The following is a 13,271-nucleotide window of genomic DNA, read 5'->3' as shown; positions in this document are numbered from 1 at the left end:
CTTTTCCCTCTCCTTGTCCTGAGTTGGTTGTCGGTGTGGGCGACCAGGGCCAAGTGCAGTGCGGTGTAGTCCTGGTTCAGGAGCAACGCGGGTTCAAACACAAGAAGCATGGCATGAACGTGCAGGTGATCACTGACCCCTTCGGCAAGCTGATCTGGTCCTCGCCCGCCCTGCTGGCGCCACCCACGACATCACCCCCGCCCGCACCCACCAGGCCATCGACGCTCTGGCGGAGGCGGATATCAAGTGCTTTGCAGTCAAGGGGTACCAGGGGGGCGGGTGGCATCGTGGTCGTCCCCTTCCGCGGCAAGCACCGGAATCTGTCCGCTGGCAAGCAGGCATCCCTGCCGTCGGCGAGCAGGCCATGGCCACGCTCAAAGGCTGGCGCTGCGCTGCAGCACAACTCGGATCACCGACATCGTCAAGGCCGTCCTCACCCTTCACCGCGCATCAGCGTGAAGTGGGAAACAGCACAGTGGTGCGCCACACTGTGAGGGTGGACAAGGAAGTCAGGGACTACATCGACGCCATTCCCGCCGAGCACCGCCCGCTGTTCGACCGGCTGCACCGGCTGATCCTGGAGGCCCAGCCTGAAGCGGTCGTGATCATCTCCTACAAGATGCCGACCTATCGGGTCGGTAAACGCAGGCTCCACATCGGCGCGTGGAAACACGGGGTGTCGCTCTACGGGCAACATGGTCGCGACGCCGGTTTCGCTTCACGCCACCCCGCGCTCATCTCGGGCAAGTCGACCATCCGGCTACGGCCAGAGGACGCCGCTTCCATCCCGGATGATGAATTCCGTGACCTGGCGCGAGCCGCCTTTGAACCCTGAATCAGCGCCCGCTCAGCAGCTCGTACCGACACACCCGCCCTCCGCACCAGACAAGCCATCAGGTTGGCAACGGCTCAATCTCTAACAACTCCAGAACCACCGTTAACTTTACGGACCCATATGCTGTGCACCGCAGAGCCGTCCACGTGCGCCCCCCAGGGAGTGCGAGTCCTGAACCAGTAGGGCGCCGATGGTGCGTCTGCCAGCTCTCGCACCCCTTGATGTCGTCCTTGCATCCGTCCACGTCGTGCGGGGTCACGGTGTTGAGTCGCCAGAGCACGAGGCCCTCGGTGTCCGGTGTGGGTGATCTCGGCGGTGAAGCGGAGGCGGCGAGGCGGCGCTCGGCAGGCACCATCTCCCAGGCGGCATCGGGCAGGGCGGCCAGCCAGGGGCCGGCCGACTCCACGCGCAGCGCGCCGCCCGCGGCGTCCCAGGACAGCAGCGTGTCGGGGCGGTCCGCAAGCCAGAACCGCCCACGGCTGCGGGCGGCCGCGCACGTCAGGTCCTCCAGCGCCGCGTACAGGCGCTGCGGATGGAAGGGCCGTTCGCGTCGCCAGACGAAGGTACTCACGCCGTGCCAGTCGCACGCCTGCGGCAGCAGCGCGCAGGCAGGATGCACGCGCGCCGCGGCCGCCGCCACGTCGAAGCCCGCCGGCAGAGCAGTCCCCAGCGCGCCACTGCCCGCGCGTACCTTTCGTGCGCCTGGCGTGAGCTGGGCGAGCAGCGCATGGTCGGTTTCATCGGCGGCCTCGCCGCTGTCTTCGCACCAACCGCTCTCCACGAGAGCGATCACCGTGGGTTACTCCAACTGCCGGGCGAAGGTGTCGGCCACCGTCCGCTGGTCGGTCGGGGCCGCGGCCAGGCCGGCATCGGCCAGGTCGTCGCCGTTGGACAGGTAAGGCAGGACGAGCGCCGGCTCGACCGCGGTGGCGACCCCGGTCAGTGCCAGCGGTGCGCCTGCGGCGGCTATGACCCGGGCCATTGCCTGGGGTTCGACGGAGTCCCACAGTTCCACAACGGCCAGCCGGTACGTGCCGTCCACCGCGAGCCGTTGCAGTTCGGGGACGAGGTCCTCGCGCAGCGCGCAGCAGGCGCAGTCGTTCACCAGGGGTGTGTCGCCGCTGCTCAGCAGGCCGTCGGCGTCTCGTACGGTCCGGTGCACTGCGCTGTCGGCGGCTGAGGGCAGGTCGTGGTGCAGCGCGACCGAGCCGGGAATCGTTCGCAGGATCTCCTCGACAGCGGCCCGGCGGGCGTTGCCGTGCAACCCGGCGACGATCGCGACCGGCAGCCGCGCCTGGTCGTCGCTCACTGTGTGCTCCGTCCGCGTCCGTAGCGCCGCTCGAAGCGCTCGACCCGGCCCGCGGTGTCCAGGACCCGCTGGGTGCCGGTGTAGAACGGGTGGCTCGCCGAGGAGATCTCGACGTCGATGACGGGGTAGGTGTTGCCGTCCTCCCAGTCGACGGTCTTGGCGCTCGTGGCCGTGGACCTGGTGAGGAAGGCGAAGTCGGCGGCTCGGTCACGGAAGACGACCGGGCGATAGGCGGGGTGGATTCCGGGCTTCACGGCGCTCAGCGCTCCTCACGGAAGTCGACGTGGCGGCCGACGACGGGGTCGTACTTGCGCAGGGTCAGCCGGTCGGGGTTGTTCCGGCGGTTCTTGCGGGTCACGTAGGTGTAGCCGGTGCCGGCGGTGGACCTCAGTTTGATGATCGGGCGCAGTTCGTTACGGGCCATGCACAGCACCATACATGAGAGTGGTTTTCATTTTCATGAAGCTGCTAGTGTGCTGCCGTCGCCGCCACCAAGGAGGAACCATGTCCGCCGCCCACTGCCAACTCACCGGACGACAGCCCGGCTTCGGCCATCGCATCTCCCACTCCCACCGGCGCAGCAAGCGCCGCTTCGACCCGAACATCCAGAGCAAGCGCTACTGGCTGCCGAGCGAAGGCCGTCATGTCCGGCTCGCGCTCTCCGCCAAGGGCATCAAGACGGTCGACACGATCGGCATCGAGGCCGCCGTGGCCCGCGTCCGCTCCCGGGGAGGGAAGGTCTGATGGCGAAGAAGAGCAAGATCGCGAAGAACGAACAGAGGCGCCTCGTCGTGGCCCTCTACGCCGCGCGCCGTGCCGCGCTGAAAGCGATCATCGCGTCCCCCGGAAGCTCCGCCGAGGACCGCGCCGCCGCCCAGCGGGAACTGCGCCGACAGCCCCGTGACGCCAGCGCCACCCGCCTGCGCAACCGCGACTGCGTGGACGGCCGCCCCCGCGGCCACCTGCGCGCCTTCGGCCTGTCCCGCATCCGCGTACGCGAGATGGCCCACGTGGGCGAGCTCCCGGGCGTGACCAAGAGCAGTTGGTGACCCGAGCCCGATCCGCGTCCCCTGCCTACAGCCTCACGAGGACCACGCCGGTCAGCTCCTCGACCGGAGCGTGCGTCACGTCCGGCACCTGCACCTGGATATCCGCGACGCTCGCCATCGGTAATGGGATCCACCCTCATATGGCGGCCGACCAACCGAGAAGGAGAAACATGGCTGTCCCCAAGCGGAAGACATCCCGCAGCAACACCCGTCACCGTCGCGCCCAGTGGAAGGCCACCACGCCCACGCTCGTGCCGGTCACGATCGATGGCATACGCCACCTCGTGCCGCAGCACCTCGTCAGGGCTTACGAGCGCGGGCTACTGCGCCCCGCAGACTGAGAGGCACGGGGACGGCGCACGACCGGCTGCCGGGGACATCGACGCGGTGCTCGTGTGTGGCGGCGATGCGGCGCTGTCGCGTACCGAAGAGCGCCTGGTCGAGATGACCAACGGGTGCATCCGCTGCACGCTGCGCGACGACCTGCTGGTGGAGGTGGACCGGCTGGCCCGCGGACGCCGTCCTCGGCGATCTCGCCCGTCTGGACGCCATGGTCACGGTCGTCGACTGCGGCTTTGACCAGTACGGGGGTGACGAAGGCACCGTCAGCGACCGGCTGATGGATCAGACCGAGTTCACCGACGTCCACGGACGTGTGCAGGTCGAGAAGGTGCCAGCCACCCGGCTGTTCGACCTTGAGCGTGCTCAGCAGGCCCCGGCTGGGTCATGGAGCTCAATACCAACCACGTGAAGTCCTACGTCGTCGCCATCGCACGGACCGAGCGCGGCCCGCCTACCACGAGTGCGGGGGCGACGGCAGCATCTGGCGTGCGGTTCAAGCCGACCAGGTCCCCGAGACCTGCGTAAAACGGGCCTCAGCGCGACGAACTGGTGCCGCATCAGCCAACGTTCGCCCTGGTGTTCCCCGTCCCTCGCGCCGTTGTGTGAGCCGGTGGGCTCGTGGCCGTTTCCGGGAGCTGGAGGAGAGCTCGGACATCTATGGCCAAGGGCAGGATCCCTTATGTATCCCGTTCAGCAAAGGCGCTGGATCGTTGGGCGCATCCCGCCTTACGGTGGCGCCATGAGCAATCACTCGGAAGCGCCTGTCGCGCCCGTCGAGGCGTATGAACCCCCCTACTACGTGGCTGTCTTCACTACGGTGCGAACCCAGGACCAGAGCGGCTACAGCGAGACCAACGCACGCATGGAAGAGCTGGTTGAGGACGTGCCTGGGTTCCTGGGGATGGACCATGCGCAGACTCCTGGCGGGCTGGGCATCACCGTCGGGTACTTCCGCGACGCCGACGCCCTCACCCAGTGGCGGTGCAACGCCGAGCACCGCGCGGCGCAAAAGCGCGGGCAGGCCGAGTGGTACCAGAGCTACACGCTGCATGTGGCGAAAGTGGAGCGGAGCCACGGGTTCATGCGAGCGTAGGTCCCGCAGAGCCCGACAGCAGGCTGACCAACCGAAGCCACCTCAGCGACCGTCCCGCCACAAGCTCGCATCGAACGGGCCAGCGTGCCCCTCGAGAGCCCGATAGAGCGCCGCATCAGAGAACCTTCGTCCTGTTGTGACGTGACACCACCGTTCGGATGGTGGTCCGGCAAGCGCCGTCACGCCAGGCTGTCCGGGTGGCAGAACGAGCCCGCGTCCGCGGGATCGATGACGACGCGGGCAAGCGCCTGCTGCGGGTCTGCGGGGGACGGTGCTCTCGGTCGGGGTTTTGGTGTCGGGAGCCTGGACGGTCTCGTCCGGGTTCTGGGCATCGGGGTTCTGGTTTGCGGGTGAGCTCGACCGTCAGATGCGGCCATGGCTGCCTCGTTCGGTGTCAGTTGCGGCCTCCTCGCTGTTCCGGGACAGGGCTGTGTCCCGGGACGGCTGCGGGCGGGCCCTGCTCCGTCCGTACCAATGACCCTCGAGTGGCCGTCCCTCTTGTGCGTTCGCCGGGTGGCATCGTGCCTCGTGCGGCGTGATGGTGGTGGGAAGGACGGCCGCAGCGAAACGTGTGCCGTCCCCAGTGATGCACAGACCCGAATGGACCAATGGTGGTGAGCGGGGAGCGTCAGAGCTGAGTCTTCATGCCAAGGATGGCTCACCTGTGGAGGAGCCCGGACACGGAAGTAGTGGTGCATGCCTTCGATTCCTGCCCCTGCCGAGGACGACCCCGTCGTCTCGGAACAAGGGAGAGAGTTCACCGACGTCATCAGCCTGACCTCGAAGAGCACCGGCATGAGTCGGGTCGCCGTCGGAAGTGGCGACACGAGCATCGGTGATCAGATCATCATCACTGCGGACCTCTTCCGTGATGGTCTTGCATACGGGACCGAGGCGGCGGTATGCACGCGTGTGGCGGCGGACACCACCCACTGTGTGGGTACCTTCGCGCTTCCCCAAGGCCAGCTGACGTGGCAGCACATGCAGACCACCCCTGTCGGCACGCCGCCTGAGAACTTCTGCGTCGCCATCACCGGCGGCACCGGCCTGTACGCAGCAGCACGTGGCTTTGCCCGCATCGCCCACACCGCCCAGGCGGGCGGCGACCTGACCCTGTATCTCTCGTACTGACCACCCGCTGACTGGTATTGGTCAGAGGCAGGCGGTCAGAGGGCGTGCCGCAGAAATCGTCCGTCTCCACGGGCTGCGGCCGTGGATTGAGCGCAGCTGCCGATCGAGGTTGATCGTTGCAGTGACGGGAGGGGGCCGGGGGCGAATCCTCCTTTTTCGCCGCTTTGGGTGGGTTGTTGCAGGTCAACCGCATGATCAGACGTCATGACGCCAAGGCGCCCGAGGGGCTGCCGAAGCCGAGGGCCGAGGGGCGGCTACCGGCAGTTTCTTGGTCTGCTTGCGGCACACGGCCTCATCCGCTCCTGGCCTGCAGAAATGAGTGAAATCGCCGGATGAGAGGCGAAGTTGCTCCGCTCCTGGCCCGGATCTTGGTGGGCGGGGGCCGCTTTCGCAGACAGAGGCCTTGCGGTTCAGCGCGTCGAGACACTCCGTACAGGCAGGTCCGACTGTCGCTCCTCGGCTGAGCGGCGCGGCCACGGGAGGCCCGGGCGGTGTGCCCCGTGCTAACGTGGGGCGTTTGCAGCGTCGCTGTGTCGGTGCCCGGTTCGCGGTCCCTGGCCGGTGGCCGCGTCCCGCCGCGCCTTCCTCGGTACGGTCCCTTCGGAGGAAGGCTTTCTGTGAGCGAATCAGCACGTGCCGATGCCCGGCAGCAGGACCATGTGTCCGAGGCGTCGGGCGCCACTGCGGCGCTGCCCACGGTGGCGTCCTTCGCCGAACTGGGGCTGCCGGCCGAGGTTCTGCGGGTGCTCGGCGAGCACGATGTGACGGTGCCCTTCCCCATCCAGGCGGCGGCACTGCCCAACGCGCTCGCGGGACGGGACGTCCTGGGCCGGGGCCGCACAGGATCCGGCAAGACGCTCGCCTTCGGCCTGGGGATGCTCGCCCGGACGGCCGGGCGGCGCGCACAGCCCAAGGAGCCGCTGGCGCTCGTTCTGGTGCCCACCAGGGAGCTGGCGCAGCAGGTTGGTGAGGCGCTCACCCCGTATGCCGAGGCGCTGCGGCTGCGGCTCGCGACCGTGGTGGGCGGAGTGTCCATCGGACAGCAGGCCGCGGTGCTGCGGGACGGCGCCGAGATCGTCGTCGCCACGCCCGGTCGGCTGCACGACCTCATCGACCGCAAGGGCTGCCGACTGGGACGGGTGCGCATCACGGTCCTGGACGAGGCCGACCAGATGTGTGACATGGGGTTCCTGCCGCAGGTCACCGAGATCCTGGACCAGGTGCGTTCCGACGGGCAGCGGATGTTGTTCTCCGCCACCCTCGACCGCGACGTCGACCAGCTGGTGCAGCGCTACCTGCGCGACCCCGCCGTCCACTCCGTGGACCCCTCCTCCAGCGCGGTCTCCGCGATCGAGCACCACGTCTTCGTCGTGCACGGCCCGGACCGGTACGCCGTGACCACGGAGATCGCCGCCCGGGACGGCCGCGTCCTGCTGTTCCTGGACACCAAGCACGGCGTCGACCAGCTCACGCGGCATCTGCGGGCCAGCGGCGTGGCCGCCGCCGCCCTGCACAGCGGGAAGTCCCAGCCGCAGCGCACCCGGACCCTGGCCCAGTTCAAGAACGGGCAGGTCACTGCCCTGGTGGCCACGAACGTCGCCGCACGCGGCCTGCACGTCGATGACCTCGACCTCGTGGTCAACGTCGACCCGGCCACCGACCCGAAGGACTACCTGCACCGCGCGGGCCGCACGGCCCGGGCCGGCCGCTCCGGCACCGTCGTGACACTCGCCCTGTCGGGACAGCGTCGCGAGACGAGCCAGGTCATCGCGGACGCAGACGTCGCCCCCAAGGTCACCAAAGTGCGGTCCGGCGAGGCGGAGCTGAGCCGGATCACCGGCGCCAAGGCCCCCTCGGGAAAGCCTGTCGACGGCGGGCCGGCCGTACCGCGCCCCAAGAACCACAACGCCCCGTTCCGCGGCCTGGGCAGTACCAAGGACCCGAAGGGCGGCTCCGGTGGCAGGCCGTCCCGCAGGAGCAGCGAGGCCGGCAAGCTCGCGGAGGCCCGTAAGGCGGCCCGGGTACGGCGCGGCGGCTGAGCCGGCTTCCCGGACTGCCGGGTGGTGGCTTCGTCTACGTTGCTGGGTGCGTGGGACCGGAGCTCGGCCGGGGTGTGCCGGACGGCGTCTGTACGGGTGACCGTGCGCTGGGGGAGGCGTGCAGGCGATGGGGAACGGCGCGGACCTGCCACGGCGGATCGGTGCCCACGCCGTCGAGCGAAGGCTGGGCGCGGGCGGCCTGGGGACGGTCTGTCTCGCCCGGTCACGGGCGGGCGAGCCGTGGCGGTCAAGGTGGCCCGGCCCGATCTGACGGCCGACCCGCATTTTCGTGAACGGTTCCGTGCGGAGGTCGAGGCTGCCAGCAGACCGCGTCGATCGCGACGTCCTTCGTGCTGGACAGCCACACCTACCCGCACCACACGCCGGTCGGGCGTGTTCGGGCTTGCTGACCAGCGAGGCGACGACCGCACCGGCCTTCTCGCCGCGTTCGACGATTTCGGGCGGCGGGGGACCGAGGGCGTTGGCGACGAGGGAGGTCCGGTGGGAGAAAGCCACGTCCAGGAGGGTCAGCACACTGCTCGGGTCGAGGTTCGCCGGTCGCTGTGGAAGCGCGGCATCAGACCGGTGATCGCCCGACGTGGCGTCGCCCACGGCTCGGGGCTGGGGAAGGTGCGTTGGGTGGTGGAGCGCGCGTTTGCCTGGCTGCATCGGTTCAAACGGCTCCGCATCCCGTACGAGCGACGTGCCGAGATCCACCAGGGATTGCTTGAACTCGCTTGCTCGATCATCTGCCTGCGGCTTGTCCGAAGGCTGTCCCACCCGGGCAGTAGGCTCCCGACACATGAAACCCCCTCGGCAGGACCATCCCCCGGCCCGCCCCGAAGCAGATCACTCTGGGCCAGGCGCTGACCAGGGGACCGACGACGTGCTGATCGAGAAGCTGCGCGCGCGTGCTTGGGATCCGGGTCTGCGGTTCGACAGAGCCGAAGTCCCACTCATCTGGATTGAAGAGCACTTCGGCAACGAGGGACTGGAGCAAGTCCGGGGCAGGATCATCTCCTCCAGCAGCTCCGGGAAGGTCACTCTCGACGCCCAGGCCCAGGAAGTCGCCGGCTACTTCGAGGCAGCTCCGCGCGGACCACTGTTCCCACCGATCACGCAGCAGGAGGTCGATGCCGCGGAGGGCATCATCGGGCGCACCCTGCCGGAGCTGCTCCGACGGATCTACACCGAGGTTGGCAACGGCGGCTTCGGACCTGATGCCGGCATCGCCTCCCTGACCGCAGGCCAACGAGCACGGGGGCACCTGGCCGACTGGCCCTCCTCGGTCCGCATGCACGAACGCAACCGTACGGCGGGCCTGCCAACCTCCTGGCTGTACCTCGTGCCAGGTGGCTGCACGATGGAGTGGTACGTCTCGTTGCTCGCAGCCGACAACTCGGTGCTTCTCTTCGATGCGGACGGATGGGAGCCCACTTGGGGCGAGGATCCCCATGACGGTCTCCGACACGCGACCGCGTCGCTACGGCAATGGCTGTGGACCTGGGCGGAAGGCGGCGACGTCTGGGCTCAGGCACTCGGGAGCGGCCGCCGGCTGCTGTCACGACGCGTCGCCAACGACGAGACGGAACTGCTTGCTTGATCTCCTGGCCGATGTCCTGGCCTTGGGTGATCGGGTGGCCTGGGGCATTGACCTGGCCGACGGCGGAGCCGCCCTGGCCATCGCGATCCTCCTCAACCACGACCAGCCCGTGCACTACATCTCCGGCCGGGCCATCCACCGCGTTTCCGAGAGCTACCGCGCGAGGGCAAGACCGATGCCAAAGATGCTGCGGACATCGCCGACCAGGCCCGCGTCAGACGGGACCTGCAGCCCATACGTTCCGACGACGAGACCATGCTCGACCTCAAGATCCTCACCGGCCGTGGCACTCGTCGGCCATGTCGTCGCAGACCTGCCCCGCCACCCGAGCCGCTGACACTCGCCCCTGCGCCCACCCGCGGCCGCCCGCCTCGACGGGTCCCGAGCGCAGGGGCGGCAGCCCTGGAATGCCACGGGTCCTGACGCTCCAGCAGACCCGCAGAGCACCGTGCCGGTCCGGAGATCTTCAAGTGCGGTGGAGGACGCGGGCGGTGACGGGCTCTCAGGCGTCGCTGGAAACGTCGTCATCCACGCGTACCCGCAGCCGTCCTTTCGCCTCCAGCCGCTTAAGTCGTCGTTGCTCCTTCACCACCCACCGCCGTACCCGGTCGGGGTCCAGCATGCCGCCGTGGCCTGCGTGCAGCCGCTCGGGTTCCAGGTCGAGCATGCGCCGGAGACTGGCCAGGTTGGCGAGCGGGTCGTCGTGGAACGGTGGGTTCCAGGGCCGGCGGGGCAGCAGTCCCAGCAGCGGTGTCGCGATCAGGTCTCCCGCGACGAGGTCGCCCGCCTCGGTGAGGACTGACACCGACCCGGCGGTGTGGCCCGGGGTGGGGACGATGCGTGCGTCGATGCCGTAGTCCGCAAGCGGCGTCTCCCCGCGGACGAGGACCTGCGGTGTGAACGGCTCGGCCCGGACATGGAAAGGCGGCAGCGGGGCCAGAAGCCTGCCCAGCCTCCCGGTCGGCAGGTAGGGCTCGCGCACCCGGCCGCTGGTGTACTGCCGAAGATCGCCCACGTGCGCGGCGATCGGCGCCCCGGTCAGACGGCTCAGTTCGGCGGCACCACCGAAGTGGTCGATGTGTCCGTGGGTGACGACGATCATGGATATGTCGTTCGGGTCCACCCCTTGCTCGGCGACGCGGTCATAGATCTTGTGGCCGCTGCCGGGGACACCGCAGTCGATGACGACCGGTCGGCGGCCGAGGAGCAGATAGGCGTTGACGTTTCGCTTCCCGAGGACCGGGAGGGGGATGACCTTCGCGCCGGGCACGGAGTACTCCGTTCAGAGTGAACAGGTTCGGACACACACCTCGACGCTACGAACACCGATTGAGCCGATCCATGCTCGTGGCGCGCATATTCATTGCTGCTCGTCTCATGCGTTCGACTACGCTGCCGGCATGGACGCGCTCGCGGATGTCCTCACCGCAGCCAAGGTCGGCGGCACCGTGCTCGCCCGGGTCGACGTGGCAGCGCCCTGGGGCATCGAGTTCCCGAAGCTGCCGATCGCGGTCTTCCACACCGTCATCAACGGTTCCTGCTGGCTGCGCCGCCCAGGGGCCGAGCCGATCCGGCTCGCCACCGGCGACCTGGTCCTGTTGCCCGTCGGCACCGGCCACGTGATGTCCGGCGCCCCAAGCGGCCCGGCGACCCCCTATGACGACCTCGTGGCCACGCGCCCCGGACACCAGGAGTCGGAGGTCCACATCGCGGGCCCGGGGCCCCGAACCCGGATCATCTGCGGCGGCTACCGCTTCGACGGACGCGTCTCCCGCCCGCTGCTCACCCTCCCACCGGTGCTGGTGCTGCCCACTGCCGACGGCGAAGCGCCCGAGCGCAGCGAGCTCGCCGACACCCTCCGGATGCTCACAGCCGAACTCGCCGAACCCCGGCCCGGTTCCCAGACGGTCATCGACCGGCTTACCGACGTGCTGTTCGTCCACATCCTGCGCCGGTGGACCGCAGATCAGGGCGAGCACGGCACCTCCTGGGTCCTGGGCCTGCGTGACCCGGAGGTCGCTGCCGCGATCTCACTCCTGCACGAGGACCCGGCCCGGCCCTGGACCGTCGAAGAACTGGCACACCGGGTCGGTGTCTCCCGCGCCACACTCTCTCGGCGCTTCACGGGCCTCGTCGGCGAGCCACCACTGGCCTACCTCACCAGCTGGCGCCTGGAACTGGCCGGCCGGCGCCTGCGTGACACCGCCGACGCGCTGCCGGCCGTGGCCAGAAGCGTCGGCTACACCTCGGTATCGGCGTTCTCCCGGGCCTTCACGCGTCAATGGGGAACACCACCGAGCCGCCACCGCACCGACCATCACCTGCCATGACCAACCAACGGCCACCACCACGCCGGACATCACCCACGCAGCGCCCGCCACGCCGGACCCGCCCGCCTGTGTGTGGCGACCGCAAGATCACTGAACTCTTCGGCGAACTGAAGCGCAAAGGATTCGGGCACATTGACCTCGACCCAGACTTCGGAGAGGCTCCGCCGGAGGTCGTGGTCTTCGACTCACCGGACCGCCAGGCCGGAACTACGGTCCTGAGCGAATTGCGCGACTTGGCTCCTGAAGCCGAAATGCCGCTGGATGTGATCGTCAACGGCAGGTTCGATCTGCTTTCCCGGGTGCGGCAACCTACCCATCGCCGATCGTTAGCCGCTTGGATAGGCTCCGCGGGAACCCTTCAGGAGGTGTCATGGCGAAGGTCACCATCAGCCTGGACAGCGATTTGGCCATCGAGGTCATGCTGCTGGCCGGCACCAGGAGCCCGCAGGACGCTGTCGAGTTGATCGTCCGGGACTACCTGTCACGTGGTCACCGCACCGAGGCTCGTGCCGGTAACGCCGCCGACCAGGATCGCCTCGCCGACCGGCGGTCAGCGCCGGAAGAGGGCCGATGAGCACTTCAGGTGAGATCGGCGTGTCGGCTGGTGGTTGAAGGTCCTTCTGGGCAGGGTCCGGCTGGTGTCTATCGATCTTGTCTCCGACGACCTGTGGGAGCGAATAGCTCCACTGCTGCCAGAGCGGCCGCCCCGACGTCACCGTCATCCCGGACGGCTGCCGGTGCCGGACCGGGTTGCGCTGGCGGGCATCGTGTACGTGCTGCGCAAGGGAGTGGCCTGGTGCGACGTCCCAGTCCAGGTCGTCGGCTACTCGGGGGTGACCGCCTGACGTCGGCTGCGGGACTGGACCGAGGCTGGCGTCTGGCCTCGCCTTCATGAGGCACTCCTAGCCGAGCTGCGGGCAACCGGCCTGCTGGACATGGACGATGCGGCCATCGACAGCTCCCACATCAGGGCCCTCAAAGGGGGGCTCACGTCGGCCCTTCACCCGTCGACCGCGGCCGCCCCGGCTCCAAGGACCATGTGATCGTCGACCGCCACGGCACGCCTCTGGCCGTCTCCCTGACCGGCGGGAACCGGCACGACATCACACAGTTGATCCCCTTGCTGGACGCGATACCCCGCATCCGAGGGGTGCGCGGACGTCCCCGCAACCGACCCAAACGGCTCTTCGCCGACCGGGGCTACGACTACGACAAGTACCGCCACCTGCTACGGAAACGCGGCGTCAGACCCCTGATCGCCCGACGCGGCGTTGCCCACGGCTCCGGCCTCGGCCGCACCCGCTGGGTCCCGCCTGGCTCCATCAGTTCAAGCGACTCCGTGTCCGCTATGAGCAACGAGCCGACCTCCACCAGGGACTACTCGAACTCGCCTGCAGCATCATCTGCCTTCGACGGCTCCGCATGTCATTCTGAAATGATCAGTAAGTGCGTTGTGGCAAAGGGAGTCCCTGTTCGATGAGCAGGGGCTTCTTCGTGTGCGGGGCATGATCGCCCTGGGGTAGGGGCAGGCAGCGGACGG

The 13,271-nt window shown here is 68.6% G+C and carries 13 protein-coding genes and 7 pseudogenes; 16 read left to right on the top strand and 4 right to left on the bottom strand.

The genetic code is table 11. The features are described from left to right. Positions 1 to 95: 95 nt before the first annotated feature. A pseudogene (locus tag ACFY1J_RS20245) lies at positions 96 to 459 on the top strand (transposase family protein); the annotation flags it as partial. A gap of 37 nt (positions 460 to 496) precedes the next feature. Next, on the top strand, positions 497 to 835 hold the full coding sequence (locus ACFY1J_RS20240) for an iron chaperone (RefSeq protein WP_390707752.1): 339 nt from the start codon (positions 497 to 499) through the stop codon (positions 833 to 835). A 322-nt stretch (positions 836 to 1,157) separates the two neighbouring features. Here ACFY1J_RS20240 and ACFY1J_RS20235 read toward each other — a convergent pair. From ACFY1J_RS20235 to rpmG, 3 genes and pseudogenes are all read right to left on the bottom strand, one after another. Further along, positions 1,158 to 2,144: pseudogene (locus ACFY1J_RS20235) on the bottom strand (GTP-binding protein); the annotation flags it as partial. Continuing rightward, positions 2,141 to 2,398 carry a type B 50S ribosomal protein L31 gene (locus ACFY1J_RS20230; RefSeq protein WP_390707751.1) on the bottom strand — a complete coding sequence of 86 codons (258 nt, stop codon included), beginning with the start codon at positions 2,396 to 2,398 and terminating at the stop codon, positions 2,141 to 2,143. The pseudogene ACFY1J_RS20235 and the gene ACFY1J_RS20230, both read right to left, overlap by 4 nt. 5 nt (positions 2,399 to 2,403) lie before the next feature. Further along, positions 2,404 to 2,568, bottom strand: a complete 165-nt coding sequence (gene rpmG / locus ACFY1J_RS20225; RefSeq protein WP_269856678.1) for a 50S ribosomal protein L33 — start codon at positions 2,566 to 2,568, stop codon at positions 2,404 to 2,406. Between the two features lie 80 nt (positions 2,569 to 2,648). Here rpmG and rpmB point away from each other — a divergent pair, with 80 nt between their 5' ends. From rpmB to ACFY1J_RS20170, 11 genes and pseudogenes are all read left to right on the top strand, one after another. Then, positions 2,649 to 2,888: a 50S ribosomal protein L28 gene (rpmB, locus tag ACFY1J_RS20220; protein ID WP_390707750.1), complete on the top strand. Its 240-nt coding sequence runs from the start codon at positions 2,649 to 2,651 to the stop codon at positions 2,886 to 2,888. Further along, a complete protein-coding gene (rpsN, locus tag ACFY1J_RS20215) occupies positions 2,888 to 3,193 on the top strand; it encodes a 30S ribosomal protein S14 (RefSeq protein WP_390731606.1) in 306 nt (101 codons plus the stop codon). Before rpmB ends, rpsN begins: the two co-directional genes overlap by 1 nt. A 170-nt stretch (positions 3,194 to 3,363) precedes the next feature. Next, complete coding sequence (gene rpmF / locus ACFY1J_RS20210; protein WP_390707748.1) at positions 3,364 to 3,534, top strand: 50S ribosomal protein L32; 171 nt, start codon at positions 3,364 to 3,366, stop codon at positions 3,532 to 3,534. Next, positions 3,461 to 3,943, top strand: a pseudogene (locus tag ACFY1J_RS20205) (GTP-binding protein); the annotation flags it as partial. The gene rpmF and the pseudogene ACFY1J_RS20205, both read left to right, overlap by 74 nt. A gap of 331 nt (positions 3,944 to 4,274) precedes the next feature. Continuing rightward, the gene (locus tag ACFY1J_RS20200) at positions 4,275 to 4,628 is read left to right on the top strand and encodes an antibiotic biosynthesis monooxygenase family protein (RefSeq protein ID WP_390731605.1); all 354 of its coding nucleotides are present in this window, start codon (positions 4,275 to 4,277) and stop codon (positions 4,626 to 4,628) included. Positions 4,629 to 5,324: 696 nt separating this feature from the next. Further along, on the top strand, positions 5,325 to 5,759 hold the full coding sequence (locus ACFY1J_RS20195) for a hypothetical protein (protein WP_390707746.1): 435 nt from the start codon (positions 5,325 to 5,327) through the stop codon (positions 5,757 to 5,759). A gap of 617 nt (positions 5,760 to 6,376) precedes the next feature. Further along, positions 6,377 to 7,798, top strand: a complete 1,422-nt coding sequence (locus tag ACFY1J_RS20190; protein ID WP_390707745.1) for a DEAD/DEAH box helicase — start codon at positions 6,377 to 6,379, stop codon at positions 7,796 to 7,798. Between the two features lie 127 nt (positions 7,799 to 7,925). Further along, positions 7,926 to 8,119 (top strand): annotated as a pseudogene (locus ACFY1J_RS20185) (serine/threonine protein kinase); the annotation flags it as partial. A gap of 231 nt (positions 8,120 to 8,350) precedes the next feature. After that, positions 8,351 to 8,569: pseudogene (locus ACFY1J_RS20180) on the top strand (transposase); the annotation flags it as partial. A 115-nt stretch (positions 8,570 to 8,684) separates the two neighbouring features. Further along, positions 8,685 to 9,401 carry an SMI1/KNR4 family protein gene (locus tag ACFY1J_RS20175; RefSeq protein WP_390731604.1) on the top strand — a complete coding sequence of 239 codons (717 nt, stop codon included), beginning with the start codon at positions 8,685 to 8,687 and terminating at the stop codon, positions 9,399 to 9,401. A gap of 129 nt (positions 9,402 to 9,530) precedes the next feature. After that, positions 9,531 to 9,824, top strand: a pseudogene (locus tag ACFY1J_RS20170) (transposase); the annotation flags it as partial. 79 nt (positions 9,825 to 9,903) lie between these two features. On the opposite strand, the gene ACFY1J_RS20165 reads toward ACFY1J_RS20170, so the two are convergent. Then, a complete protein-coding gene (locus ACFY1J_RS20165; RefSeq protein WP_390707743.1) occupies positions 9,904 to 10,671 on the bottom strand; it encodes an MBL fold metallo-hydrolase in 768 nt (255 codons plus the stop codon). A gap of 130 nt (positions 10,672 to 10,801) precedes the next feature. Here ACFY1J_RS20165 and ACFY1J_RS20160 point away from each other — a divergent pair, with 130 nt between their 5' ends. From ACFY1J_RS20160 to ACFY1J_RS20150, 3 genes and pseudogenes are all read left to right on the top strand, one after another. Beyond that, a complete protein-coding gene (locus tag ACFY1J_RS20160) occupies positions 10,802 to 11,731 on the top strand; it encodes a cupin domain-containing protein (protein WP_390707742.1) in 930 nt (309 codons plus the stop codon). Positions 11,732 to 12,101: 370 nt separating this feature from the next. Further along, positions 12,102 to 12,305: a hypothetical protein gene (locus ACFY1J_RS20155; protein WP_390707741.1), complete on the top strand. Its 204-nt coding sequence runs from the start codon at positions 12,102 to 12,104 to the stop codon at positions 12,303 to 12,305. Positions 12,306 to 12,369: 64 nt separating this feature from the next. After that, positions 12,370 to 13,165, top strand: a pseudogene (locus tag ACFY1J_RS20150) (IS5 family transposase). The last annotated feature ends 106 nt before the right edge of the window (positions 13,166 to 13,271 follow it).

This window comes from Streptomyces sp. NPDC001406 (assembly GCF_042895285.1).
GTDB lineage: Bacteria > Actinomycetota > Actinomycetes > Streptomycetales > Streptomycetaceae > Streptomyces.
The sequence above is the reverse complement of the archived record's forward strand: the minus strand, read 5'-3'. Positions and strand labels throughout refer to the sequence as shown.